General features: G+C 61.0%; 24 protein-coding genes. 14 read left to right on the plus strand and 10 right to left on the minus strand.

The features are described from left to right. The 4 genes from ACT3TP_RS05640 to ACT3TP_RS05655 form a co-directional block, all read right to left on the minus strand. On the minus strand, positions 1-1809 hold the full coding sequence (locus ACT3TP_RS05640) for an ABC transporter ATP-binding protein (protein ID WP_444619795.1): 1809 nt from the start codon (positions 1807-1809) through the stop codon (positions 1-3). After that, complete coding sequence (locus tag ACT3TP_RS05645) at positions 1806-3626, minus strand: ABC transporter ATP-binding protein (protein ID WP_096283338.1); 1821 nt, start codon at positions 3624-3626, stop codon at positions 1806-1808. The genes ACT3TP_RS05640 and ACT3TP_RS05645 overlap by 4 nt, the downstream gene beginning before the upstream one ends. Positions 3627-3796: 170 nt before the next feature. After that, complete coding sequence (locus tag ACT3TP_RS05650) at positions 3797-4750, minus strand: metallophosphoesterase (protein ID WP_444616263.1); 954 nt, start codon at positions 4748-4750, stop codon at positions 3797-3799. A 116-nt stretch (positions 4751-4866) separates the two neighbouring features. Next, complete coding sequence (locus ACT3TP_RS05655) at positions 4867-7200, minus strand: transglycosylase domain-containing protein (protein WP_444619797.1); 2334 nt, start codon at positions 7198-7200, stop codon at positions 4867-4869. Positions 7201-7237: 37 nt separating this feature from the next. Here ACT3TP_RS05655 and ACT3TP_RS05660 point away from each other — a divergent pair, with 37 nt between their 5' ends. The 3 genes from ACT3TP_RS05660 to ACT3TP_RS05670 are packed head-to-tail and all read left to right on the plus strand — an operon-like array spanning position 7238 to position 8868. Continuing rightward, positions 7238-7393 (plus strand): hypothetical protein, encoded by a 156-nt coding sequence (locus tag ACT3TP_RS05660; protein WP_096283344.1) that lies wholly within the window; start codon positions 7238-7240, stop codon positions 7391-7393. A 22-nt stretch (positions 7394-7415) separates the two neighbouring features. Continuing rightward, positions 7416-7892, plus strand: coding sequence for a RidA family protein (locus ACT3TP_RS05665; RefSeq protein WP_444619799.1), 477 nt, complete (start codon positions 7416-7418; stop codon positions 7890-7892). A 19-nt stretch (positions 7893-7911) separates the two neighbouring features. Then, positions 7912-8868 carry an NUDIX hydrolase gene (locus ACT3TP_RS05670; RefSeq protein WP_444619893.1) on the plus strand — a complete coding sequence of 319 codons (957 nt, stop codon included), beginning with the start codon at positions 7912-7914 and terminating at the stop codon, positions 8866-8868. A 67-nt stretch (positions 8869-8935) separates the two neighbouring features. Here ACT3TP_RS05670 and ACT3TP_RS05675 read toward each other — a convergent pair whose 3' ends face one another. After that, positions 8936-9613 carry a Crp/Fnr family transcriptional regulator gene (locus tag ACT3TP_RS05675; RefSeq protein WP_096257040.1) on the minus strand — a complete coding sequence of 226 codons (678 nt, stop codon included), beginning with the start codon at positions 9611-9613 and terminating at the stop codon, positions 8936-8938. 203 nt (positions 9614-9816) lie between these two features. Here ACT3TP_RS05675 and ACT3TP_RS05680 point away from each other — a divergent pair, with 203 nt between their 5' ends. After that, entirely contained in the window at positions 9817-11007 is a 1191-nt protein-coding gene (locus ACT3TP_RS05680) for a MarP family serine protease (RefSeq protein ID WP_444619801.1), read from the plus strand. Here the strand turns inward: ACT3TP_RS05680 and aroQ are convergent. Together aroQ and acs are read right to left on the minus strand one after the other, a co-directional pair. Then, the gene (aroQ, locus tag ACT3TP_RS05685) at positions 11004-11456 is read right to left on the minus strand and encodes a type II 3-dehydroquinate dehydratase (RefSeq protein ID WP_444619803.1); all 453 of its coding nucleotides are present in this window, start codon (positions 11454-11456) and stop codon (positions 11004-11006) included. The two genes, ACT3TP_RS05680 and aroQ, sit on opposite strands and share 4 nt — an antisense overlap. Positions 11457-11619: 163 nt before the next feature. Beyond that, complete coding sequence (acs, locus tag ACT3TP_RS05690) at positions 11620-13596, minus strand: acetate--CoA ligase (RefSeq protein WP_444619805.1); 1977 nt, start codon at positions 13594-13596, stop codon at positions 11620-11622. Between the two features lie 189 nt (positions 13597-13785). Between acs and nth the strand changes: the two genes are divergently transcribed. Further along, the gene (gene nth, locus ACT3TP_RS05695; protein ID WP_444619807.1) at positions 13786-14580 is read left to right on the plus strand and encodes an endonuclease III; all 795 of its coding nucleotides are present in this window, start codon (positions 13786-13788) and stop codon (positions 14578-14580) included. Continuing rightward, complete coding sequence (locus tag ACT3TP_RS05700) at positions 14577-15254, plus strand: NUDIX hydrolase (RefSeq protein ID WP_444616275.1); 678 nt, start codon at positions 14577-14579, stop codon at positions 15252-15254. The genes nth and ACT3TP_RS05700 overlap by 4 nt, the downstream gene beginning before the upstream one ends. Before the next feature lie 4 nt (positions 15255-15258). Here ACT3TP_RS05700 and ACT3TP_RS05705 read toward each other — a convergent pair whose 3' ends face one another. Continuing rightward, positions 15259-16908, minus strand: a complete 1650-nt coding sequence (locus tag ACT3TP_RS05705; protein ID WP_444619809.1) for a bifunctional 3'-5' exonuclease/DNA polymerase — start codon at positions 16906-16908, stop codon at positions 15259-15261. A gap of 147 nt (positions 16909-17055) precedes the next feature. Here ACT3TP_RS05705 and ACT3TP_RS05710 point away from each other — a divergent pair, with 147 nt between their 5' ends. The 7 genes from ACT3TP_RS05710 (at position 17056) to ACT3TP_RS05740 (ending at position 21586) form a co-directional block, all read left to right on the plus strand. After that, on the plus strand, positions 17056-18114 hold the full coding sequence (locus ACT3TP_RS05710; protein WP_444619811.1) for a hypothetical protein: 1059 nt from the start codon (positions 17056-17058) through the stop codon (positions 18112-18114). Beyond that, positions 18111-19343, plus strand: coding sequence for a TadA family conjugal transfer-associated ATPase (locus ACT3TP_RS05715; protein ID WP_444619813.1), 1233 nt, complete (start codon positions 18111-18113; stop codon positions 19341-19343). The genes ACT3TP_RS05710 and ACT3TP_RS05715 overlap by 4 nt, the downstream gene beginning before the upstream one ends. Before the next feature lie 144 nt (positions 19344-19487). Further along, positions 19488-20036, plus strand: a complete 549-nt coding sequence (locus tag ACT3TP_RS05720) for a type II secretion system F family protein (protein WP_444619815.1) — start codon at positions 19488-19490, stop codon at positions 20034-20036. Continuing rightward, positions 20033-20566, plus strand: coding sequence for a type II secretion system F family protein (locus ACT3TP_RS05725; RefSeq protein ID WP_444616285.1), 534 nt, complete (start codon positions 20033-20035; stop codon positions 20564-20566). The genes ACT3TP_RS05720 and ACT3TP_RS05725 overlap by 4 nt, the downstream gene beginning before the upstream one ends. 112 nt (positions 20567-20678) lie before the next feature. After that, complete coding sequence (locus ACT3TP_RS05730) at positions 20679-20861, plus strand: DUF4244 domain-containing protein (protein WP_096283372.1); 183 nt, start codon at positions 20679-20681, stop codon at positions 20859-20861. A gap of 3 nt (positions 20862-20864) precedes the next feature. Further along, positions 20865-21200: a TadE family type IV pilus minor pilin gene (locus ACT3TP_RS05735; protein ID WP_444616287.1), complete on the plus strand. Its 336-nt coding sequence runs from the start codon at positions 20865-20867 to the stop codon at positions 21198-21200. Next, entirely contained in the window at positions 21197-21586 is a 390-nt protein-coding gene (locus tag ACT3TP_RS05740; protein WP_444619817.1) for an Rv3654c family TadE-like protein, read from the plus strand. Before ACT3TP_RS05735 ends, ACT3TP_RS05740 begins: the two co-directional genes overlap by 4 nt. Here the strand turns inward: ACT3TP_RS05740 and ACT3TP_RS05745 are convergent. Then, on the minus strand, positions 21577-23907 hold the full coding sequence (locus tag ACT3TP_RS05745; RefSeq protein ID WP_096283378.1) for a DEAD/DEAH box helicase: 2331 nt from the start codon (positions 23905-23907) through the stop codon (positions 21577-21579). The two genes, ACT3TP_RS05740 and ACT3TP_RS05745, sit on opposite strands and share 10 nt — an antisense overlap. 91 nt (positions 23908-23998) lie before the next feature. Continuing rightward, positions 23999-24655, minus strand: a complete 657-nt coding sequence (locus tag ACT3TP_RS05750; protein WP_096283380.1) for a GNAT family N-acetyltransferase — start codon at positions 24653-24655, stop codon at positions 23999-24001. A 165-nt stretch (positions 24656-24820) separates the two neighbouring features. Here ACT3TP_RS05750 and trhO point away from each other — a divergent pair, with 165 nt between their 5' ends. Then, a complete protein-coding gene (trhO, locus tag ACT3TP_RS05755; protein WP_096283550.1) occupies positions 24821-25726 on the plus strand; it encodes an oxygen-dependent tRNA uridine(34) hydroxylase TrhO in 906 nt (301 codons plus the stop codon). Positions 25727-25779 lie beyond the last annotated feature (53 nt).

Consider the following 25779-nt stretch of genomic DNA (forward strand, 5'->3'; position numbering starts at 1 on the left):
TTAGACCAGCGAGTCCTTCCACGCCTTGTGCAGCGAAGCGAAACGTCCCTCGTCCGCGATCAGCTGTTGCGGGGAGCCGTCCTCGATGATTTTCCCATCGTGCACCACCAGCACCCGGTCGGCGATCTGCACCGTGGACAGCCGGTGGGCGATGATCAACGCCGTACGGTTTCCCAGCAGCTGCTGCAGGCCGCGTTGCACCGCACGCTCCGAAGGGATGTCCAGCGAGCTGGTGGCCTCATCGAGGATCAGCACGGCCGGGTCGGCTAGGAAGGCGCGGGCGAAGGAGATGAGCTGGCGTTGCCCGGCGGAGACCCGGCCGCCACGCTTGTTCATGTCGGTCTCATAGCCTTCGGGAAGTTCGCGGATGAACTCGTCGGCGCCCACCGCCTTGGCCGCATCATGGATCTCCGCGAGGGTCGCGGTGGGCTTGCCGAGCGCTATGTTCTCGGCAACCGTCCCGGAGAACAGGAACGCTTCCTGGGTGACCATCACCACATGCCGGCGTAGTTCCTGATTCGAGAGTTCATTGATGGGAACCGAATCGATTTCCAGGCTGCCCGAGCGCAGATCGTAGAAACGCGAAATGAGTTTTGCGAGGGTGGATTTGCCGGCACCGGTCTGCCCGACCACCGCCACCGTTTGCCCGGCTTCGATCTTCAGATCGAAGCGGTCCATGATGATCGGCCCCTGCCCGTAGCCGAAGACCGCGTCGCTGAAGACGATCTCTCCCTTGACCTGCTCGATGCTGCGCGGTGTCAGTGGCTCCCTGACGCTCGGTTCCTCTTCCAGGAGCCCGGAGACCTTTTCGAGGGCTGCGGTGGCCGATTGCAAGGAGGAATAGAACATGGCGATCTGTTCGACCGGTTGGAAGACGCGTTTAGCAGCAAGCAGCAGGGCCACCATCACGCCGACCGCCAGCGTCCCCTCCAGAATGCGGAAGCCTCCGTAGGCCAGCAATACCGCGACGGTGAGGTTTCCAATGAGCACCAGACCCGGCTGGAGGATGCCGAATAGGTTGAAGGAGCGCACCGAGTTGACCCGATACTTTTCGGCGACCTCGCCATAGTTTTCGTCATTTGCCGCTTCCCGGCGGAACGCCTTGACCGCGCGAATGCCGGTCATCGTTTCGACGAACATGGAGATCACCTTCGCGGAAACTACGCGGGACTCACGGTAGAGCACCTCGGACCGGCTCTGGTACCAGAAGAAGAGGATCGCCACTGGGATGGCCGCAACGCACAGCACCAGAGCGCTGCGCCAATCCAGGATGAAGATGGTGGCCAACGTGAAAATCACGAAGACGCAGGAGGAGGCGAGTTCGGATACTCCCTGGTCCAGCAGTTCACGCAGGGTTTCCAAGTCCGAGGTCTGCCGCGAGATGATCCGGCCCGAGGTGTAGTTCTCGTGGAATTCGAGGCTCAACCGCTGAGTGTGGCGGAAGACCTGCTGACGCAGATCCAAGAGCATGGCCTGGGAAATGCGGGCGGCGCAATTGATGTACCAGGCCAGCAGGACTCCGGCCAAGATGGCGCAAACAATGTAGGCGCCGCCGGAGACTCCCAGTGCGCCCCAGTTGCCCTCGCGGACCTGCGGCAGCGTCCAGTCGATGGCCAAGGCAATGAGGATTGGCAAGATGACGCGGGCCGCATTGGAAACCAGCACCAGCACCACGGTGAGAATGAAGAGTTTCTTCTGCGGCATGGCGAGCGTTGCCAGGAGCCTGAATGAGCGGCGGCGCACTCGTTTGCGTTGGGCACCGGAGAGGTTGATATTGTCCTCTTCGGTGACACCTAGTGGTTGGCTCATCGCGCGACCTCTTCGCTCATCGGTGCTTCGTCATCCAGGCTGGCGATCACATATCGGTAATGTTCGTTCGTGCTCAGCAGGTGCGTGTGGCTGCCGATCGCGTCGATGCGACCATCGCGCAGCAACGCCACCCGGTCGGCGAGCATCACAGTGGAAGGGCGGTGAGCCACCACCAAGGTGGTAGTGCCGCCCAGCACCTCGCGCAGCTTCGTGGTGACCGCTTCCTCCGTGCGCACGTCCAAGGCGGAGAGCGGATCATCCAGGACCAGGATGCGGGGCCGGGCGGCGATGGCGCGGGCCAGGGCCAGACGCTGGCGCTGGCCTCCGGACAAGGACAGGCCTTCTTCGCCAATGAGCGTATCGACCCCCTGCGGCAGCTGATAGGCGAAGTGCGCCTGCGCCACGTCAAGGGACTGCGCCAAGAGTTCTTCGCGCTGCGCGGGGCTGTAATCAGCCGGGGCGCCGAGCAGCACGTTCTCGCGGACCGAATTCGAGAAGAGGGTGGTGTCTTCGAAAGCTACGGCTATTTCTTTGCGCAGCTCTTCCAGATCCCATTCGCGCACGTCTTGCCCGTGCACCAGTACCTGCCCGGCGCTTACCTCATGCAGTCGGGGGATCAGGTTCAGCAGCGTCGATTTGCCCGAGCCGGTGATTCCGACCAGCGCCATGGTTTCCCCGGCGCGGATGGTCAGCTCGATATCGGCAAGGATGGGGCGCCCGCGCCCGGAGGCATCGGGGTAGGCAAATCGAACGTGCTTGAGTTGCACTTCACCGGTGCGTTCGGCGGGGGATTTCGGCTGGTCGGGGGAGACGATGTCGTTGGAAGCGTCCATCACTTCGAAGTGGCGGTCCAGTGCGGTTTTGGTGCTCAGCGTCATGCCCAGCAGCATCCCCATGCCTTCCACCGGCCCTGCGATCACCGCTGCGATGGCGAAGTAGGCCACGAGCGAGCCGATGCTCAGCTGCCCGCCGGCAACCAGCGAGATGCCGATCAGTACGCCCAGCCCCAAGATCGTTTCGGGGATTGCCACGACGGCCATCAGGAAGCTGGCCAGGGTTTTGGCCTTGCTGATTTCCGTCTGCTGCAGCGACTTGGCCTGCTCGTTGAATCCGGCATACACATGGGGGCCGCGGCCGAAGGCCTTGATGACGCGAATGCCATGGACAGATTCTTCGACAGCGGTCGCGAGGTCACCGGCTTGGTCTTGGCTCAGCCGGCTCGCGGCCCGGTAGTTGTTGCGGAAGTGGTAGGCCTTGATCGAGATGGGGATGGCGCCTAGCAGGTAGAGCAATCCGAGGATCCACGAGTGGTAGAACATCAGCGCCAGGCCGGTGATCACGGTGACCGTGTCCACCACGAGCATCATGGCGCCGAAGGCGAGCCAGCGGCGCAGCAGCGACAGATCCGACATCGAGCGGGAGAGTAGTTGGCCCGAGCCCCAGCGCTCGTGGAACGCCACGGGCAGGCGCTGCAGATGCTTGTAGAAGCGGATGCGCATCTGCGCTTCCAACCCCGCCGCCGGGTTGAGCACGAATTGGCGGCGCAGGTAGATGAATAACGCTTCCAGGAAACCCAAGGCACCCACAATCGCCATGGCGATCCAGATTGCGTTGTTCGTCCCATCGCTGTCCAGGACGTTGTTCACCAGCCAGGCGAGGACCTGCGGAATGACGAGGGCGACAATACCTGCGCCCAAGGCGCAGAGGAAGCCGCCGATGAGCCGCGGAAGAATCGGGCGGACAAACGGCCCCAGCCGTTTTAAGGTGGTTGTCAACGACACCGCTTCAGCTGCTTCTGAGTTTTGTTGTCGCGCCATGCGAGTTCCCCACCATCACCAATAACAATATCGACCGGACTACACCCTACCGTCAGTAGTTGGGAAAATTCAATCAAATAATCACTAGTGGATAGATTATTTGTTGCTGGCTCAGAGACGGCTTCAGGCCCCGCACCTGAACCAAGTGCGGGGCCTGATGGAGTGAATGATTAGTCCCTTGCGGTGAGCGTGAGCAGTACTGCCTCGGGCGGGCAGGCAATGCGAAATGGTGCGAAGCGAGAGTGGCCCAGGCCGGCGGAGACATTCAGCGGGACGGTGCGCCCGGCATATTCCCATTCGGTCAGCCCGCGAGCTCGCCACGTCGGCAAATCGCAGTTCGACACCAGGGCGCCGTATCCCGGAATGCATACCTGTCCGCCGTGGGTGTGGCCGGCGAAGATGATATCCGCTCCGGCCTCGGTGAGTTGATCCAGCACTCGTTGGTAGGGGGCATGGGTTAGCGCGATGCGTACGTGCGGAGCCTGGTATCCGGTGACCGAGCCTTGCGGCCATCCAGCGAATTGGTCGCGTTCCAGATGCGGATCATCGACGCCGGTCAGATCAAGCCGGATTCCGTTGAGTACGGTGGAGTAGGCCCGGTTGGTCATGTTGACCCACCCGGCGGACCCGAAGGCCCGGTGCATCTCTTCGAAGGGCAACTTGTCACGGCTCGAAGGGTTCGGGGTGCCGGAGCCCGCGCTGAGGTAGCGCAACGGGTTCTTCAGGCGCGGCGCGTAGTAGCAATTCGAGCCGGGCACGAAGGCTCCGGGGAATTGCATCAGAGGCGTCAGCGCGTCGATCAGCGCCGGAACGCCATCGCGGTGGCTGAGGTTGTCACCGGTGTTGATCACGTAGTCGGGGCGCTCGTCGGCGAGCCGGTGCAGCCAGCGCCGCTTGAGGGCTTGGCCGGGGATCATGTGGATGTCCGAGAGGTGCAGCACGCGGATATCGCCCGCCCCTCGGGGAAGGACCTTGACGGTTTCGCGACGGAGCCCGAATTTCTGGGTTTCGTATAATCCGTAGCCAAGCACCGCCGCGCCTGCTGCGACGGCACCGCCGGCGAGCAGCGCCGCGGTGCCGGTGGCGCGGCCGAATGCCGAAGAGAAATTAGTGTGTTCAACCATGACCGGTCCGTCAGTGTCCTTTCAAGGGAACAGACCCGTTTGAGTCTGATGATAGTGCCAATCTAAACCGAAAGGCCGCGTTCAACCAAAGTTGAACGCGGCCTTTCGGCGACTACTTAGTCGTCCGAATCATCTCCGGGCTTGGCCGGAGTAGTCGGCTTCGAGTTGTTTTGACCGTTTCCGTTGCCATTACCGTTTCCATTGCCGGTGGCTTCAGACTTGTCGTCGTCGGACTCCTTGGAATCCTCATTTTCGGAGTCTTCCTTTTTAGAGTCTTCCTCTTTGTCCTCGTCGTCTTCCTTCGGCTTAGGAGCTGGCTTCGGCTTAGGAGCCTTGCTGACCGAACCGAAGGAATTTCGCTCGTACTGCTGAACCGCCTTGGACATGAAGTCAACCCACAATGGAGCCGCATAGGTCGAGGAATCAACCATCTTCGGAGCGCGTTCGTCGTTGATCATCTTGCCGTGCAGCCAATTCTTCTTTTCCTCTTCGCCTTGTCCCTTAAGCCGGCCAACCCAAGCCGCGCTCGAAATGCCGGTGCTGTAGCCGACGAACCAAGTTGAAGTCGCACCGTTATTTGTGCCGGTCTTGCCCGCAATTGGTCCGGCAACTTGGCCCTTGGAAACACGGTTCGTGGCGATCTTCTTCAACGTCCCATTCAAATCGGCCACGTACTGAGGGTTGATCTGCTGGGAGCAGTTTTGCTTCGGCACCTTGTACTTGGTGCCGTCTTTATCGACCACTGAGGTGATAGCCCGCGGTTCGCAGTATTCACCCTTGTTTGCGAAGGTGGCGAAAGCCGCCGCTTGCGCCAGCGGGGTTACCGATGCAGTACCAATAACGAATGAAGGGTTGGCAGGATTGATAGGTGCTGGCCCCTCGCTACCCACTGGCTTTTGATCGATCAGCCCGATTTTGGTTGCGTAATCAGCAATGGTGCAAAGATCGACCTTTTTGGCTTCCTGAACGGTGGCGGAGTTAATTGACCAGTACAGCCCAGTATCCACCGTCATCGTGCGATAGAAGCCACGCGAAGCGTTCTTTGGTTCCCACTTTGCAGTGTAGGTCTGTCCACCTGGAAGGCAAGAAGCTCGCCATTTATCGCCAGCGGTGAAGAGTTCCTTCTTAGCATTGATCTTGTCGTACATGTGATTGCCCTCGTCAAGCCAAGCAAGGGTGGTGAATGGCTTCATGGTGGAGCCACCCTGGAAGCCGCCCGCTCCACCTAGTCGACTTTCTACCGCGAAGTTGTAGAACGTCCGGCTGCCGGTTTCCTCGGATTCTGGCGCATATGTGGTGTTCTGGGCCATGGTCAAGATATTTCCGGTTCCCGGTTCAACCGAAACCAGCGACGAGTAGATATCCTCGTTCGACTTGGCGTTAGGATCGATCGCCTCGCGGGCATCCTTGGCAGCCTGCTTGTTCAACGCGGAGTTCAGCGTGGTCTTGATAGTCAGGCCGCCGCGGAACAGCAAGTTCTCGCGGTCTTCCTTGGTCTTGCCAAAGTTCTTGTCCTTGAGGATCAAGTTGGTGATGTAGTCGCAGAAATAACCGTCATCTTTGGCAGCCATGCAACCCGAAGCGGAGCTGCTAGGGTCCTCGCCCAAGTCCGACTTCACAGCCTTGTCATATTCCTTTTTGGTGATCGCGCCGGTGCGGTACATGTTGCCCAGCACCTTGTTACGTCGATCCAAGGAGCGTTCAGGGTTCTTGAGCGGGTTGTAGACGTTAGGCAGCTGTACCATGCCGGCGAGCATTGCCGACTGCTGCAGGTTCAGGTCCTTGGCGTCCACGGAGAAGAAGCGCTGCGCGGCGGCCTGCACACCATACTCACGGCCCGAGAACAATACGAGATTCAGGTAGCCTTCGAGGATTTCGTCCTTCGACATTTCCTTTTCGATGGCTACCGCGTACTTCAGCTCGCGGATCTTGTCCGAGTAATCCTTGCTGCCCGACACGGTGCTCTCGTCGGAACCGGTCAAGATCTGGTTATTGACCAGCAGGTTGTTCACGTACTGCTGAGTCAGCGTGGACGCACCGGAACGCGAAGAGGAGGTCGCGTTGCTGATGACCGCACGGGCAATGCCCTTGGGGTCAATGCCGCTGTGCTCGTAGAAACGCTCGTCCTCCACCGAAACAATCGCCTTGCGCATGTACGGAGAAATATCCTCGAGGTCCACCGGATCGCGGTTCTGTTCATAGAACGTCGCAATCAGCTTTCCCTCGGAGTCCAAGACATTCGAAGGCTCGGGAATGGGAAGCTTCTCGAATGTGCTCGGAAGCGCGCTTACAATATTATTTCCGGTGGTCAAACCGGTTTTTGCGATAGCTGCCACGGGAACGAGCATGCCCGCGGCCAGCACGCCACACAGGGCACTGATTCCGAAGAACGCAACGATCTTTCCCAGAGTGGTAGCTGTATCAAAAAAGGGTGACTTCTTGGCTGCCATACCTACTAGTTTACAAGGACGCGCTAACGTATCGAGTATGACTAAATGGGAATACGCCACTTTGCCGCTCGTTATCCACGCAACCAAGCAGATTTTGGACCAGTGGGGTGACGATGGCTGGGAGCTCGTAGCGATCGTTCCCGGCCCTAATGGCACCAATCCAGTGGCCTACATGAAGCGTCCAAAAGCCTAACTTTCAGAAGGAGTAAAACCCCATGCAAGAAGCTACTTCCTCGCGTGTCGAAGCACGCCTCGCAGAGCTCGATCTGACCTTGCCAGCGGTGGCAAAGCCGGTCGCCGCATACCTGCCGGCTATCACCACCGGCAACTACGTTTACACCTCCGGCCAGCTTCCGCTGATTAAGGGAGAACTCTCAGCTCTTGGCAAGGTCGGCGCCGAGGTTTCGCCCGAAGATGCCAAGGCCATGGCGCAGACTTGCGCACTGAATGCCTTAGCTGCCATCAAGGCAGAAATTGGTGACCTAGATCGCATTAAGCGTATCGTGAAGGTTGTTGGATTCGTGTCCTCGGACCCGTCCTTCACCGGTCAGCCTGGCGTCATCAACGGGGCCTCGGAATTCTTCGGAAATGTCCTGGGTGAGGCCGGCGTGCACGCACGTTCGGCCGTAGGCGTGGCGGTGCTGCCGTTGGACGCTCCGGTCGAGGTTGAGGTCATCGCCGAATTTGAGTAGTCCACAACGCGATTCCGGTGTGCGTCAGGGGCGGTCCAGTCCGTCCGCGACGCGCACCGGAGTTGCGCGTCGCCTCGTAGAACTACCGCCGCATCAAATTCCAGCGGCGGAAAACTGGTTCACTTTCGGTTCGCGGACCCCGCGCACCGCCCGCCGCGCTTCCTCGGTCTGCCTGGTTCAAGACGGGGCGCATGGAGTAGAAACCTTCCTGGGCTACCGCCCCGGCGAGTCCCCTCTCGGGAGCGTGGCATTTCCCGGAGGCAGTGTCGAAGCGGGAGACCGCGTCGAGTACAAATGGTTCGGCCCGAACCTTTCGCAGTGGTCCAAGCGCATGGACGTGTTGGATCAGCAGCTCGTTCGCGCGCATCTGGTCTGCGCCATCCGAGAACTTTTCGAAGAAACCGGGATCCTGCTCGCCGGAACCGACGAACAGTCGGTTGTCGAAATGAACGATCCCGAAGAATGGATGTCCGCCCGCGAAGCCATCGCCGGACAGGATCTGGCCTTTGAAGAATTTCTTCGCCGGCGCGGGCTGGGCCTGCGCACCGACCTGATGCGCCCGGTCAGCCACTGGCTGAGTCCCAACTTCGCCTTCCGGCGATTCGACACCTGGTACTTCACCGCAACGGTTCCCGTGCATCAGGAGCCCCGTCTGCTGCGTGCTAAGGGCAAGTGGGCGCAATGGTGCAGCTCCAAGCAGATCATGGCGCAGCGTGCCACCAGTGAACTGGGAGACCGCATTGGCCAGCCGAGCACCGTTGGCCTGAGATTGTCACAGATAACCAGTCCAGCGGTCGAACAGATGCTGGAGCGGATGGCCGATGCCCACGGTGCGGTCGCCTATCTCTCGCGCGCACGCACCTTGGACGTGCAGCATCCGGACCTGCTGGTGCGTGACGGAAGCTATTATCTCGAAGTGCTGAGCGCGCTCGGGGTCGAATCGACGCGTCCTTGGCAGGCGGAGCCCGGCCACTAGATCATCGGTCGAAAAGCAAAAGGCCGGACAACCCGCGAGGGTTGTCCGGCCTTTTGCTCAGCGGTGCTTAGCGCGAACGCTGACGCAGACGCTGGATGTCCAGGATCACGACGGCGCGGGCTTCCAGACGGAGCCAGCCGCGCTGCACGAACTCGGCCAGGGCCTTGTTCACGGTTTCGCGGGAGGCACCGACCAGCTGGGCCAGCTCTTCCTGGGTCAGCTCGTGAGCGACCAGGATGCCATCGGTGGCTGGGCGACCGAAACGGTCAGCGAGGTCCAATAGCGCCTTAGCCACACGGCCAGGAACATCGGAGAACACCAGATCGGCCAGGGATTCATTAGTGCGACGCAGACGCGCAGCCAAAGCCTGCAGCAGCTGGATCGAGACCTCCGGGGAGTTCAGGATCGCCTTGCGCATGTTTTCATGGCTCAGACCAGCTAGTCGGGTCTCCGACACGGCGGTTGCGGTTGCGTTGCGCGGGTGTGGATCGAACAGCGCCATTTCGCCGAACAGTTCACCTGGGCCGAGCACGGCAATCAGGTTTTCACGTCCGTCGGCGGAAGTGCGGCCGAGCTTGATCTTGCCCGAGACGATGAAGTAGAGACGGTCACCCTGATCGCCTTCGCGGAACACTGATGCACCGCGAGACAGATCGACCTCGGTCAATTCTTCGGTTAGCGTGGCGAATACTTCATCACCAAGCGACGCGAAAAGCGGCGCGCGGCGCAGTACCTCGATATCCATTAAATCTCCTGTCAACAGTAGTAAGCGCTCACTTCATTGTGCCGTATTCGGTAACAATGTGACAGTTTCCACACGTGGTTTAACCAAGAAATGTTGAGAATCACGCTCGTCATACAAAAACTCGCGAATATCCTCGCAGAAATCCATCAGCTTCTAAGGGTACCTTGGGTTAATAGTAAGTTTGTGAATGAAGCGGGGTCTCGGTGCTCGGAGTATTCAGTTGGCTGGACGTCGCCATCTGCGTAGTTTTACTTTCATTTTTTATTGCCGGAATCCGCCGCGGCTTCCTCTATACGGTCGGGGACATGCTCGGTCTCATCGCCGGAGGCATCGCCGCGTTCTTCGCCATTCCGCTGGTTTCGACCTTCGCCTCGAACCCTTGGTGGCGGGTCGCGCTGATGGTCGCCACGGCCGCCGTGCTGATCATTTTGGGCCAGGCCCTGGGCAGGGTTATTGCCACCCGAATCAGGCGCTGGATGAACTTCGATTTCCTGCGTGCCGCAGACGGTTTGGCCGGTGGCGTGCTTTCGGTTTTCATTACCGCCACAATCATCGGCGCACTGGCATTTTCCACGTCAAGCATGGGTATTCCGCGGCTTTCCAGCGAAATCGACAAGTCGAAAATGATCGCCTCGATCCGTGGGCTGACACCCGAGTTCGTGAACTCGGCCATCTCCTCGGCGCGTTCGGCGGTCATGGCCGAAACCATCCCCGCCCTGCTCGATCCCTTCGCCCCGCCGGTGGAGCCGGTCGAGGAAGGTCAATGGTCCGCCAACGACCTGCAGCGCGCCTCGGTGAATTCGGTGGCAAAGATCTCCGGGACCGCCGTTCAATGCGGTGTGAACCTCACCGGTTCCGGCTTCGTCATCGACGACCAATTGGTGATGACCAATGCCCACGTGGTGGCAGGTTTGAGCGCGGCTACGGTGGAGGTCGAGGGTGATCAACTTCACCGCGGAAAAGTAGTTTATTTTGATCCGGAAGCCGATATCGCGGTGCTGCGTGTCGACGGGATGGAAGCGCAGCCTCTGGAGCTCGCCGACGAGAACCTGGGCCGCGGCGAGCAGGCTGCCTTCATCGGATACCCTTCCGGCGGACCGCTGCAGGTGCGCGGCGCGGTGGTCGCCTCACGCGCCACGGTGTCCATCGCCAACATCTACGGCGAGAACCCCGCCTCGCTCTCGGTTTACCAGCTGACGGCCAAGGTGGCCCAAGGCAACTCCGGCGGTCCCATGGTCAACGATTCCGGCGAAGCGGTAGGCATGATCTTCGCCAAGTCGCGAGGCAATGACGAGGTGGGCTTCGCGCTGAGCCTTGAGGAGATCGAACGCGCCCTCAAAGCGGCCGGGGACCGCACCACCTCGATCAAGACCGGTGAATGCATTGGCGGCTAGTGGCCGAGGATATGCGCCAGCTGCTGGACCGCGAGCCGGTAGCCGTTGATCCCGGCGCCGATGATGATCGAGGTGGCCACCGGGGAGACGTAGGAGTGATGGCGGAATGCCTCACGCCGGTGCACATTGGAAATATGGACCTCTATGACCGGCAGCGATACCCCGCTGAGCGCATCGGCGATGGCCACCGAGGTGTGCGTGTAGGCGCCCGGATTCATGATGATGCCGGCCTTGGTCAGCCGCGCTTCGTGGATCGCATCGATGAGCACGCCCTCGTGGTTCGACTGGAATGCCTCCACGGTGAGGCCATGGACCGCCGCGGTGCGCTGCGCCAGCGCCTCGACATCGGCGAGCGTTTCGTGGCCATAGATTTCGGGCTCGCGAGTTCCTAGCAGGTTCAGGTTCGGTCCGTTGAGTAACAAGATGGTGCGTGAAGCGTTTTCAGACATGGAAACAATCTAATACACCTCAGCTTTTCTCCGGCGCTTCATGAACACGGATGCGCCAGGTAAAACGAAACGGGCCACCGCTGGCGCTCTCCGTTGCCGGTTGAACCGGTCGGCAGTGGCGCAGGCGGCGGCCCGTGGATCCCGGCCTGGGGGCCGGAGCCCGCTACTTCTTCATTGACTGCGCGATCTGCGTCATCACGCTCGCGTCGGACAGCGTGGTCGCGTCGCCGACCTCGCGGCCCTCGGCCACGTCCTTGAGCAGGCGGCGCATGATCTTGCCCGAGCGGGTTTTGGGCAGCTCTGGAACCACCAGGATGTGCCGCGGCTTGGCGATCGGGCCGATGTCCTTGCCCACATGGTTGCGCAGCGTCGCGACCACGTCCTCGCCTTCGGGCGGTTCGGTCTGCAGGATCACGAATGCGACCACCGCCTCACCGGTGGTCTCGTCCTTCGCCCCGACCACCGCGGCCTCGGCAACGTACGGGTGGGCCACCAGCGAGGACTCGATCTCCGTGGTGGACAGCCGGTGCCCGGACACGTTCATCACGTCATCTACCCGGCCCAGCAGCCAGATGTCGCCGTCCTCGTCCTTCTTCGCGCCGTCGCCGGCGAAGTACATGCCCTCGAAGCGGGACCAGTAGGTCTCCTTATAGCGCTCCATATCGCCCCAGATGCCGCGCAGCATGGCTGGCCACGGGTCGCGGATGACCAGGAAGCCACCCTCGCCGTCGGCCACCGAAACCCCGGCCTCGTCGACCACGTCGATGCTGATCCCCGGCACGGCGACCTGCGCCGAGCCCGGCTTGGTGGCGGTCACTCCGGGCATCGGGGTGATCATATGCGCCCCGGTTTCGGTCTGCCACCAGGTGTCCACAATGGGGGTTGGGTGCTCCTTGCGTTCGCCGTTCTTGCCGTTGTTGGTGCCGATGACCTCGCGGTACCACATCCAGGCTTCCGGGTTGATCGGTTCGCCGACCGAGCCGAGCACGCGCAGGCTGGAGAGGTCGTAGCCGTCGGGGATTTCGCGTCCCCACTTCATGAAGGTGCGGATCGCCGTCGGCGCGGTGTAGAGGATCGAGACCTTGTACTTCTCGATCAGTTCCCACCAGCGACCCTGATGCGGGGTGTCCGGGGTGCCTTCGTACATCACCTGGGTGGCGCCATTGATCAGCGGGGCATAGGTGACGTAGGAGTGCCCGGTGACCCAGCCGATATCGGCGGTGCACCAGTACACGTCGGTTTCCGGGTGCAGGTCGAAGGTGTCGCGGTGGGTGACCGCGCCCTGGGCCAGGAAGCCGCCGGTGGTGTGCACGATGCCCTTGGGCTTGCCGGTGGTGCCCGAGGTGTAGAGCACGAACAGCGGGTGCTCGGAATCGTGCGGCACGGCGCTGTGCTCCGCCGAGGCCGAACCCACGACGTCGTGCCACCACTTGTCCAGCGGGTTGACCGCGGTTTCTTCTCCGTTGCGCTTGACCACCAGCACGTTTTCCACGGTGTGGCCGGGCTTTTCCAGGGCGGCGTCCACCGCAGGCTTCAGCGGCGAGGGCTTTCCGCGGCGCCAGGTGCCGTCGGCGGTGACCACGAGCTTGGCGTCCGCGTCATCGATGCGGGAGCGCAGCGCGTCGGCGGAGAAACCGCCGAAGACCACCGAATGGATCGCGCCGATGCGAGCGCAGGCGAGCATGGTGATCACCGCTTCGGGGATCATCGGCAGGTAGACGGCCACCCGGTCACCCTTGGCCACGCCCAGGGATTCGAAGGCGTTGGCCGCCTTCTTCACCTCTTCGGTCAGCTGCGCGTAGGTGTAGCTGCGGGTGTCTCCCGGCTCGCCTTCGAAGTGAATGGCAACGCGTTCGCCCAAGCCGTTCTCCACATGGCGGTCCAGCGCGTTGTAGGCCGCGTTGAGTTTGCCGCCGACGAACCACTTGGCCACCGGAGCTTCGGACCAATCCAGGGTCTCGGTGAAATCGGTGTCCCAGGTCAACACGCTCCGTGCCTGTTGCGCCCAGTAGCCCAACCGGTCTTCGCCCGCTGCCGCGTACTGGCCCGCCGAGCCGATGGCTTGGTCGCTGAAGTTCTTGCTAGGGGCAAACGCACGAGTTTCATGCGATAGGTTGTCCAGGGTCTTGGAGTCACTCACCGGTGATCGCGTCCTTTCGGTTAAACAAAAATTACTCTGTGATCAAGGTTACACGCTCGAACACCGGGCCTGTGGTTTGTGTCACTGACGGGCCCTGCAGCGGGCATTTTGTGCGCCGAACGGTCATCAGGGCGCGGTGAAATGCAGGCAAACAGTGATATTTTTCCCGGCTCATGACACGATCATCTCGTGGCAGCAAAAGTGAAAGTTGAAACAGAGATCGGACTCAAACGGCGGGCACGGAAGATGCACCGCCTGTTGGCCGAGGCATACCCCTATGCGGTGGCCGAACTGGATTTCGAGAATCCCTTCGAGCTGCTGGTGGCAACGGTGCTCTCCGCGCAAACTACCGACGTCCGCGTCAATTCGATCACCCCACGGCTCTTCGCAAGGTATCCCGACGCGCTGGCGATGAGCCAGGCCGAACGCGGCGAACTTGAAGAACTGATCCGGCCCACCGGATTCTTCCGCGCTAAGACAGAATCCCTGCTGGGGCTCTCGGCCGCGCTGGTGGAGCGCCATGGCGGCCAGGTCCCCGCTCGGCTCGAAGACCTGGTTAAGCTTGCCGGGGTGGGGCGGAAGACCGCGAATGTGGTGTTGGGAAACGCCTTCGGCGTCCCGGGCATCACCGTGGATACGCACTTCGGACGGCTCGCCAACCGCTTTGGCTGGACCGGCGAAACCGACCCGGTTAAAGTTGAGCACGCCGTGGGCGAATTATTCGAAAAGCGCGACTGGACCATGCTCAGCCATCGCGTGGTCTTCCACGGCCGCCGAGTCTGCCATGCCCGCAAGCCGGCCTGTGGCGCCTGCGTCTTGGCAACGCTCTGCCCGTCCTCCGGGATGGGCGAGGAGATTCCGGCGAAGGCACAGAAATTGCTGAAGTATGAGCTCGCTCCGGGACGCGAAGAACTGCTGCAGAAAATGCTCGAGGGGTCCACCCGCCGGGAACTGCGCGCCGAAGGATACGGACTGGACGCATGAGTGCACGTGCTGAGCTGGAAAAAGTCATCGCGACCCATGCCCAAAAAATGGGCTCTACGGTAAAACTTCCGAAACACTGGGTTTTTAACCAGATGGACGCCAACAGCGTGCGCAAGGCAGCGGTGCTCCTCCTCTTCGGATCGGCCACCGGGCGGGGCGTGCACGAAGCGGCCAAACCCGAGGACCTTGACCTGCTTTTTGTGGAGCGCGCCTCCACGCTGCGCAAACATGCCGGGCAGATCGCTTTCCCCGGCGGTGGGATAGATCCCGAGGATGGTTCGGCGAGCGCTGCGGCACTGCGCGAGGCGTGGGAAGAAACCGGGGTTGATATTTCAGGGATTGAAGTTCTTGGCCAATTGACCGAAACGGAGCTTCCGGTGTCCAGCTTCTTGGTCACCCCCGTGGTGGGCTGGTGGCACACCGAGTCCAGGGTCTATGCGGCGGACCTGCGCGAGAGCTCGGATGTCTTCCGGGCGCCGGTAACGCATCTGCTCGATCCGCATAACCGGCTGACCGCGGTGGTGCAGCGCGGGGCCCAACGTTTCAAATCCCCGGCCTTCGAATACGAGGGACACCTGATCTGGGGATTCACCGCGATCGTGATCGATCGGTTATTTGCCGAGTTGGGCTGGAACAAACCTTGGAACGCGCAACGCGAAATCAAGTTGAAGTAAGCGGCTATTTTCCTTCGGAATAGTTCTGCGAAATAGCGACGCTGACCGGAAAATTTGGGCTGTGCCCGCCAAAGAGCGTGCGTCCGGCGAGCAGCGCCGCGTGGCGCACCAACTCACCAAGGCGATCGGCCAGTTCTACCGGGCACTCGAAAACGACCTCGTCGTGAACGAAAAACACCTGCTGGCAGGACTGGGCCCAGCCGGCCTGGCGAATCAGATGACGGGCATGGCCCATCCACACCAATGCCCACTCGGCGGCGGTTGACTGCACCACGAAATTTCGGGTGAACCTGCCACGCGACCGTGCCGCAGCATTGGCGGCTCGCTGCCCGGCCTCATCTTTGGTAGCCCGCTGGGCTTGCACCCAACTTTCTTCCGCCGGCGGGCAGCCGCGGCCTAGCCAGCTTTGTACTCCTTCGCCGCGCTCGCCTGCTTTCGCGGCCTGATCCACATACGCCATGGCCTGCGGGAAGTTCTTCTTCAAGGCGACGCCCACCGCACCGGAGGTGCCGCCCCCGCCGCCGTAGATGACCGAGAGCATTCCCAATTTCGCCTCGTTGCGGTCCGAGACGAGCCTGGCATCGATGAGCCACTGATAAAGGTCATCTTGCTGGCCCGCCTCTTGGAGCCGGCGATCTTGGGAGATCGCGGCGAGAATGCGTGGCTCGAGCTGCCGGCCGTCGGCGATGACGAAGGTGCGCCCTGCGCCGGTGCGCACCACCTGGCGGATCGAATGGGGCAGCTGCAGCGCTCCTCCACCGCTGGCGGCCCAGCGCCCGGAGGCGACGGTGCCTAGCACGTAATGCGGGTGGAACCGCCCGTTCTTGACCCATTGGTCAAGCCACGCGTCCCCGTGCGTGCTGGCCAGCCGGGAAAGCTTCTTGTATTCAAGGACCTGCTCGATGAGCGGATCCTTGAGCTGTTCCAGCTCCCAGGCACGCACCGACTGGACCGAAAAACCTGCGCGGTGCAGGGCACGCAGCAGGTCGTGCGGGGAATCCGGGTTCAGCCCGGGCCACCGCAAGGCCTGTCCGAGGGCCTCGGCCAGGTGGGCGAGTTTGGCCGGACGCATCCCTTCGCCGACCGCAGGCCCAAGCTTCTCCCGCAGCAGCGCGCGGTGATCTGCCTCGTTCCAGGCAAGCCCGGCATGCTCCATTTCGCAGGCAACAAGCGCACCGACCGACTCGGCATGAATGAGCAATTCAAGCTTTCGGCGCGCTGCCGGCTCATCGGGCAGGGCCTGGCGTTGGCGCACATACATGGCCACGACTTCGTCCAAGCTTTCCCCGTTGACCGGAGTCTCAAATAAGGCGTCTTGATTGGGCCGGGTAACCGGGCTGTGCGGGTTTTCCAGATCGATGTCGTCTAGTTGCTGCGCGCTCAGTGGGCTGCGGTGCAGGATTCGTTGGGAGAGCGAAAGTACGTGCGCCTTGGAAATGAAGACTCCCGCTGCCAGCAAGGAGGGCATCCAGTCCGCGGTGCGCAGCATGACCCACCGTGGGGCGTGTTCGTCTTCAATGGTGCGAACGGCCGCCGGGAAGTGGGCTTTGGACACCGGGCGGCCCGGGAGCACTGGCTTGCCACTTAGTGCGTGGCGAAGTTCGAGGATGGCGTAGCCTTCGGGGTCAGCGGCGATAAAGGCAAGCATGCTCATTGTTCTATTGTGCATTGAAGACGGACAATATCCCCAGCTTGCCAAGCATCGGCCCGGCACCATGCGAAACGATGGCACCGTTCAACTATGAATTGGTTATCTTTTCCCAGCTCCGGCTCACCGCCGGTAAAGAGCGATGGGCGGTTTGTGGCGACCGAACAAGCGTGCGATGCGCCGAGGTCGGCCGCGATAAGCGCTGAGCGCCTCTGGGGCGCTGGCGAACTAGCCTGCACCTTGGTCAGCCACGATGAGCGACTAGTCGAAAGCTGTGCGCTCATCGCGCTGGGCGCGGCCGTGCGCATACACCAGTGCGCCGAGCTCAAGGATCTGCCGGCTCCCGGCAACGGCCCGGTGCTCTGGGGCGCGGATATGGCCGCCGAAGCACTGGCATTCCCCGGACTCTGCGACGTTGTCCTCGGCTTTGAAGAAGACGACCAACAGCTGTGGTCGGTGGCTAGCCAAATCCCGCGTGCCAGAGTGGCCGTCTTGCCCAGGGCACAGCAATGGTTGGGGGAGTACCTAGGGCTTTGGGGAATGCGCGCAGGCCAGGCGCATTGTCTTTCCTTGGGTTCTCTCGCCGGCGGCTTGGGAACCAGTACCTTGGCGGCGCTCGTTGCCCACGCGGGCACGCTGTGCGGATTGAAGAGCCTGCTGATCGATCTGGATCCTCATTCCACCGGATTGTGGCCGCGGGTGACGCTCGATCCGCCCACGGGAATCGGCTGGGAAGAGCTGTGCCGCTCCGGTGGCGCGTTGGCACCGCACCAGCTGGTGGATACCTTGCCCACGGTGCGAGACACCGCGGTTTTGACTTGGTCGCCCAGCGCCGCACCCAGCGAGCTGGATGAACAACTGGTGGTGCGATTATTGGCGGCGGCCAGACAAGGCTTCGACCTGCTAGTGGTCGATACCGGACGCGCGGTGCACCCGCAGCGTGCGGTGCTTGAACAATTCGTTGACCGGCAGATCCTGACCTGTGAAGATACCGGCACACCGCCGGCCGAAGCCCATATCCGCTGCGGTCCAAGGAACCTGCGAAATTCGAATACCGCGACGGGACAGTACCTAGGGCATTTTGCGAGCTTGCCGAGGATTTCCCGGGCGATACAACGCGGAGTGCTCTTTGACGCGCTGCGCTCTCGAAAAGTCCGCCACGTGCTAGCGGACCTGCGGCTCCTGCCAGAATCCGAGGGGAGCAAGAGATGAGCACGGGCAAACACAGTGCGCAAGGTGCGGGGCGCGCAACCCGTCGCGAAGTCGATGAACGCATCCTCGAATCGGTGCGTCAGCGGGCGATGGCCACCGGTGGGCAACTCGATGCGGTAGCCCTCGCCGGGGCCGTACAGGATTCTGGGGCCGCCTTGGGCGCCTCGGGAGCCGCCGAATCACTAAAAGCTCTGCAAGACGAAGTCGCCGGCCTATCGGTACTCGAACCATTCGCCCAACAGCCCGAGGTGACCGATGTCTTGGTTGACGGGCAGGGCAGGGTGTGGATCGATTCGCCTCGCGGGTTGGAACCGACCGAATACGTCTTCGGATCAGCCGAACAGGTCCGCAGGCTGGCAGTCCACCTTGCCACGCTAGCTGGACGCAGACTAGACGATGCAAGCCCATTTATGGACATGAGCTTGAAGCACTACCGAGTCCACGCGGTGCTGCCTCCGATTGCCACGCAGGGGCCGCTGATCTCGATTCGTGTTAAGAAAACCAAGCCCTTGGACCTCGCCGGGGTACTGGAACACGCGGCGTGCTGGTGGCATCCGTTGCTTGAAGAAATCATGAAACGGGAACTGAATTTTCTCGTCACCGGAGGCACCGGCAGCGGCAAGACCACCTTGCTTCAGGCTATGCTTTCGCTGGCTCACGAGGGTCAACGCATCGTTGTCGTGGAAGACTCCCAAGAGCTGCACGTCACCCACCAACATGTGGTCGGCATGCAGACTCGTGCGGCAAACGTTGAAGCGGCCGGCAACATCGAACTGCGCGATCTGGTGGTTCAAGCACTTCGAATGCGACCGGATCGATTGATCGTCGGGGAGTGCCGAGGGGCAGAGATCCGAGATTTCTTGGCTGCCATGAATACCGGCCATCAAGGAGCTGCCGGGACTCTGCACGCCAATAACCCCGAAGCCGTTCCCGCCCGTCTGGCAGCTCTGGGCGCACTAGCCGGGTGGAACCTCCAAGCGACGGCCCTGCAGGCGACCAGCGCGCTTGACCTTATTATTCACATGTCGCGCGGAGCACAGGGACAACGCGGTCCGGTGGCCCTAGGCATCCTGAACTCCGAGGGAGACGGACACATGAGCGTGATCACTGCGATCGACAGCAATCGGCGCGTACCCCTGGACCCGGCTTCGCTGCCGATCCTTGAACAGAAACTCGGTCAGGCGACTCTCAGCGCGCTCGCCGAGCGGATGGCTCGAAGTGGAGGCTGAACTGCGATGTTGATTCTCCTACTGAGCGCTGTGGCACTCTGGCTCTGGTTTCCTGGCAAAGCTAAAAATGAAACGGGCGGTCGTCCCTGGCAGCAACACGGTATTTTCGGGTCCTCGCGACGGTCCGCTGAGCCGAAGAATTCGTTGGCCGAAGACGCCCGCACGATTCGCGAGCTTGCCGCTTTGGTGCGCAGCGGACTGACCTTCTACCCCGCCGTTGATGCCTTGCTGGCCGCCGAACACAGCCAGTGTCCGGTGCACCAGGCGCTTCACCAATTACGCGCCACGCACCGGCTGGGTGCTCGGAGGCCTAATCCGACTGAACCGACGGCGAACAACGCGCTTCCCTCGTCGGTGCATCGAATGCATTGGTGCTTGCGGGTTTCCGAGCGCAGCGGCGCAAGCCTTGCGGAGGTGCTGGAACGGTTGGCCGATGATTTGGAAGCAGACCTGGTCGCATCACAGGCATTCGACGCCGCCATGGCCGGCCCCAAGGCCACGGCCAAGTTGCTGACCTGGCTGCCACTGGTTGGGTTCGGTGCCGGAATCCTTCTAGGCATTGACGTGCTAGGTGCCCTAGCCACCTCATGGGCGGCGCAGCTGAGCGTAGTCCTCGGGATGGCGTTGTGGCTGCTCAATCGGCTGTGGTGCAGGTTCCTGCTGCGCACCACCACTCGGCAGGCCCTGCAATGACTTTCTTCGCGTTGTGCTGTGCGGTTGCCGCGGTCTTGCTGGCTATTTCAAGCCACGAGAGGCACGAAAGAACGCTGAGCATAAAGCGTCCGCAAGCCAAAGCCGCTGACATCCAGAATCAACCTGTTGAGCTGATTCTGGATGTCAGCGCAAGCTTGTTGGATTCGGGAATGCCGATTAAAGACATTTTAGACACGCTAGGTCGCGGTGTCCCGCAAGGCGCACAGCTCTGCACCGTCGCACGATGCTTGGAAATGAACATGGAGTGGGATAAAGCCTGGCACTCGGCACCGGATTGGTTGCGACCACTTGAAAAGGCTTTGCGCTTCGCCCATGTCACCGGAGCCCCGGCGGCGAGCTTGCTGCGCAATGCGGCAGCGTTGCAGCGTCGCGAACGCAGCCAAAGAGTCGCAAGGCTGGGCGCGCAATTCGGGACCAGATTGGTGCTGCCCCTGGGCGCATGCGCCTTGCCAGCATTCATTGCCTTGGGCGTGGTGCCGCTGATTATTGCCTTGCTGCCGGGGCTCTGAACGAGTAATCCCCAGCTTGAAAGGAACCTAATCCGTGGAACGTTCAGGTAGCTCAAGCTGAAGGCACCACCCCAAATTATTTCGCATTTGGGAAACAACGAAAGGAAAAATCATGAAACGTATGGAAGCTATGCTTTCCGAGCGTCTTGCTGACGAAGAGGGCTCAACCACCGCAGAATTTGCTATGGTCACTCTGGCCGCCGTAGCCTTCGCCGGATTGCTGATCAGCATCCTGTCCAGTGGGGATGTGCGTGGCATGCTGATGGGTCTTATCAGCAAGGCCCTGTCGCTGTAGGCAATGAACTTCAACGACGAGAGAGGTAGCAGCACGGCGGAATTCGCGGTGCTGCTACCGGCTGTTGCCGTGTTTTTATCTTTGCTGTTGTGCTTTGGAGTGTTGGGTATGAAGCAGATCCAAGTGCAACAGGCTGCCGCTGCCATGGCCAGAGAACTGGCACGCGGAGAAGAGAGCTCGGTAGTGCATTCGAGCGGGATCAGGCTCGCCGGACATGACGCGACATATGCGATTTCACAGGGTGGGGGATTCTCCGAAGTTCATGTCAGCAAGTCTGTGCGCATTCCATTGCTCGGACCGATACAGGTCCGTGGCGAAGCTAGCGTGGCGCTGGAATGAGAGAACCAGCCAGCGCGAGAGGCGAACGCGGCAACGGAACGGTGACGGCCACCGCATTAGTGGCGGTGGCACTGATCCTGGCCTCGGCGGTGCTCCTTTGGACGGCCGCGACCCATGCATCGATGCATGCGGCGGCTGCCGCCGATCTAGCGGCGCTAGCCGCCGCAGATACCGCTAGAGGTCTTCGCGCCGGGGATCCCTGCGAGATCGCCCGAAGCGTATCGGCGGCCAATGAAGCCGAACTTGAGCACTGTGCCGTGGAAGACGGAGGAACCTCTGTGCGTGTAACCGTCAGCGTGCCGGTGACCTTCGTCGCGCTTGAGGTGAAGCTGCACGCGGCTACGGCGCGAGCCCGGGCCGGTGCACCACCGTTGGATCAGCGATGATGAGCAGGCTCAATATCCTGCAGTACGGTGTTGAGCAGAAGTATGGCTCCGCTTTTGTCCAAAGGGTTATTGCGGTTTCCACACTTCGGTGACTGCACACAGCTGGGGCACCCGTGGGCGCATTCGCAAGATTGAATGGCGTCTCGGGTAGCTCGCACCCAATCTAGGAAACGCTCGAAACCACGCTCGGCGAATCCGGCTCCCCCCGGCTGGGCGTCATAAACGAAGATGGAGGGGTGGCCGGTGTCCATATGAAGGGCCGTTGACACCCCGCCAATATCCCAGCGGTCCGAGGTCGCGACCAAGGGAAGCAGCCCGATCATGGCATGTTCGGCCGCATGCAACGCGCCCGGGAACTGGTCCACGGTGAGCCCGGCGCCCAGTAGCCGCTGTTCGGTGAGCGTGAACCACACAGATTTTGTATGGAGCTCACGAGCTTCCAGCTCCAGCGGTTCCTCGGAGAGCACTTCATTGGAGGCTACCGATTTGCGCTGGAACGAGACGACCTGAGTGGTGACGGTGACCTCGCCGAAAAATATACCGAGTTCTTGATGTTTGCTACTGCGCTCTTGGGAATGGATCTCTACCGTTGTCAGGTCACGGGCGTTGGTGTAATAATCCGGATTGACTCGACTGACCACGACCACGTGATTCTGTTCGTCGAGTTCTTCAACGTGGTAGCTGGCTCCTTGATGCACGTAAATGGCTCCGGGGTGTGCCTGATAATGCGTCTGCGGGGAGTCCATGGTTCCAAGCAGCGCCCCGGTTTCGGCGTCGATGATGTCGACCGGGCCACCACCGTCTGCCCGAATAGAGAACATCGAGGCAGCGTGTTGTGGATGCGTCCAGAACCATCCGGCCGGTCTGCGGCGCAAGTAGCCGCGTTGCACCAAGGAGTCCAGCAACTCTTCGGTCTGCGGACCAAAAAGGTCTAATTCTTCGGGCCGCAACGGGTGTTCCTGGGCGGCTGCGCACAGGTGGCCGCTGAGCACGTATTTATTTTGCGGGTCAAAGACCGTCGCTTCGACTCCGAGTTCAAAAATTGCCTCGGGATGGTGCACCAGATAGGTGTCGAGCGGGTCTTCGGCGGCGACAAATATTGCGAGCGCATCTTGCCCGCTTCTACCGGCACGACCGATCTGTTGGAAGAATGAAGCGCGCGTTCCGGGCCATCCGGCCACCACCACCGCGTCCAATCCGGCGATGTCGATGCCAAGCTCCAATGCGGATGTCGAGGTGACTCCCAATAGTTGGCCGGAGCGCAGCTGTTTTTCGACTTCGCGGCGTTCGGCCGGCAGGTATCCTGATCGATACGCCGCCAAGCGGACGCTGAGTTCTGGAGCGAACTTTTCCAAATGCTTGCGCGTGAGTGCCGCAATGGTCTCTGCGCCGCGGCGGGATTTGATGAACACGATGCTGCGCACATGGTCCGCCATTAAATCGGTGAGGATTGAGGCGCTCTCTGCGATCGCCGTGCGACGTACCGGGGCACCATTTTCGCCGGTCCGATCGGTCAAGGGCGGTTCCCACAGTCCGATGACTAGTTCCCCCGAGGCGGAGAAATCGTGGGTAACGGCCTGTGCCGGGGCGCCGATGAGCCTCGAGAAGGATTCTTCCGGGTCCGAGCTGGTTGCCGAGGCGCCGATGAAGACCGGGTCGTTTCCGTAGTGGGCGCAGATGCGCCGCAGCCGGCGCATCAAGTTTGCGACGTGGGCACCAAAAACTCCGCGATATGAATGCGCCTCGTCGATGACCACGTAGCGCAACCGTTTGAAGAAACGCGACCAGGCCTGATGGTTGGACAGGATGCCACGATGGAGCATATCCGGGTTGGTGAAGACAAAGTTCGCGTGTTGCCTGACCCAGCTGCGGGTCCCTTGGTCGGTGTCGCCGTCATAGCTAGAGGCCCGAACGCCTGGCACCTTCAAAGCCTGCACCGAGGCCAACTGGTCTGCCGCCAAGGCCTTGGTGGGGCAGATGTACAAGATGGTCCCTTGGGCCTCGGCGTCATTGGGGCCGGTCTCTCGGGTGCGGTAGAGCAGGTCAATACTTGGCATGAGATATGCCAAAGATTTGCCGGAGGCCGTGCCGGTAGAAATGATCGTGTGGTTTCCCGCATGAACGGATTCCGCGGCTTGCACCTGGTGCAGCCAGGGCCGCTGAATGCCTAGTTCCTCAAAGGTTTGCCGGACCGCGTCGTGGATCCAGGTCGGCCATGGCGCGGTGATCTCATCTTTCGCGGCCACCGACTTGCGATGGATGACCGCTTCGGGATCGTTTTGCCGATTGAACGGATCCAGCAACGCGCGCACGGACTTCACGTCTAGAGCCTCTCTGAGCAACGGTGGGTAGTTAAAAGCTTATCGCCGTCGAAAATAATTCCGACGGCGATCAGCGAAGAAATGGTGGCGGTTAGCCTTTGAACAGGACAACCTTGCCTAGCGAGGTCCAGCCCAAGGAAGCGTAGAGCTGCTGGCCGTCAACGGAGGCGATGAGCAGGCCCTCGTCCACATCGTGCTCTTGGGCCAGTGAGGCAAGCGCGCGCATGATCAAAGTTCCAAGACCCTGACGGCGGAAATCTGTACCGGTAATGATGCGGTCGAAGATCGCGAATCCGGCGACTGCCGAGACGTGGCCGGAAGCGGCTACGATCTCCTGATTGTCTTCTGGATGCAGCGATACATAGGCATGGGTGCCGTCGCGTTCGATCTGGAAGACGAAGCCATCTGCGGGCAAAGGTACTTCGACGTCGTGCACGGCTAATTCGGTGACCATGAGGACTTCATCGTCTGCGGACACCTGAAGGCCAACCTCGCTGGCGGTACGCAGCAGTCCCTCGATCGAGTCATCGAATGCGGTGAGACGGCGCTTTGGATGCTTTTTAAGCGTCTCGGCGACCGCTGCGAGCTCTTCCTTGGAAGGCTCATAAATAACGTATTCCCAGTCCCCGGTCGTATCGTGACGGAGGGCCGCGTGGACTCGCCCCTCATGGCGGGTCTCGTATCCACGGACGCCTGCCCAGCCGTCTACCCAGGTACCAATCAGTTCATCGCTTGCGTTTGATGCCATGTTTTGACCCTACCTTGTCTTACCTAGGAATTAGCTGACGTTGAGCTAATCGTTGCTTACTTGAAACTATAGTCAATGCTGATACCCGGACAATGGTCGGGACCGAGAATGTGACTTTGCTCTTTTGCGCGGCGATTTGTGCCGAAAAGCTACTACCCTTATATGGTGGCCATTCATCGCATCGTTTTGTATTACGCATTTACTCCGCTTCCCGACCCGGAAGCCGTCCGCTTGTGGCAGCGTTCGCTGCTGGAACGCTGGGGCTTGCGCGGTCGAATTATCATCTCCAAGGACGGCATCAACGGGACCGTTGGCGGCGAGATTTCTGCCGTCAAGAAATACGTGAAAGCTACCCGCGAGTTCCCGCCATTCACCAAGATGGATATTAAGTGGTCCGAGGGCTCGGCCGAAGACTTCCCGCGTATATCCGTCAAGGTCCGTGACGAAATTGTCACGTTCGGCGCCCCGGGCGAGATCGAGATCGACGAGAACGGTGTGGTCGGCGGCGGGGTCCACCTGCGTCCCGAGCAGCTGCACGAACTGGTCGAAACGAAGGAGAAGGTTGGGGAGAAAATTCACTTCTTCGATGGCCGAAACGCGTTCGAAGCCCAGATCGGCAAGTTCAAGGACGCGATCGTTCCAGCGGTGGAAACCACCCGCGAGTTCATGGATGAACTCGATTCGGGAAAGTACGACCACCTGAAAGATCAGCCGATCGTCACCTACTGCACCGGCGGCATTCGCTGCGAGGTGCTCTCCGCGCTGATGGTCAAGCGCGGTTTCCAAGAGGTTTACCAGATGCAGGGCGGAATCGTCCGCTACGGCGAACAGTACGGTGACAAGGGCCTGTGGGAAGGTTCCCTGTATGTCTTCGACAAGCGCATGCACACCGAATTCTCCGAGGATGCGGTGACCATCGGCGAATGCGTCGGTTGCCAGGGGCCCACGAACAAGTTCGAGAATTGCGCGAACCCGACATGCCGCAACCTGCGTCTCTTCTGTGAAGACTGCGCCAAGGATGAAGAATTGCGCCGGTGCCCAGACTGCACCGAAGTATCGATCGAAGCCTAGGCAAGAGCCAGCGCGCCGCATGATCTAGAGATCATGCGGTGCGCTGGCATTTA

The sequence above is a fragment of the Glutamicibacter sp. AOP38-B1-38 genome, assembly GCF_052377485.1.
Taxonomy (GTDB): Bacteria; Actinomycetota; Actinomycetes; order Actinomycetales; family Micrococcaceae; genus Glutamicibacter.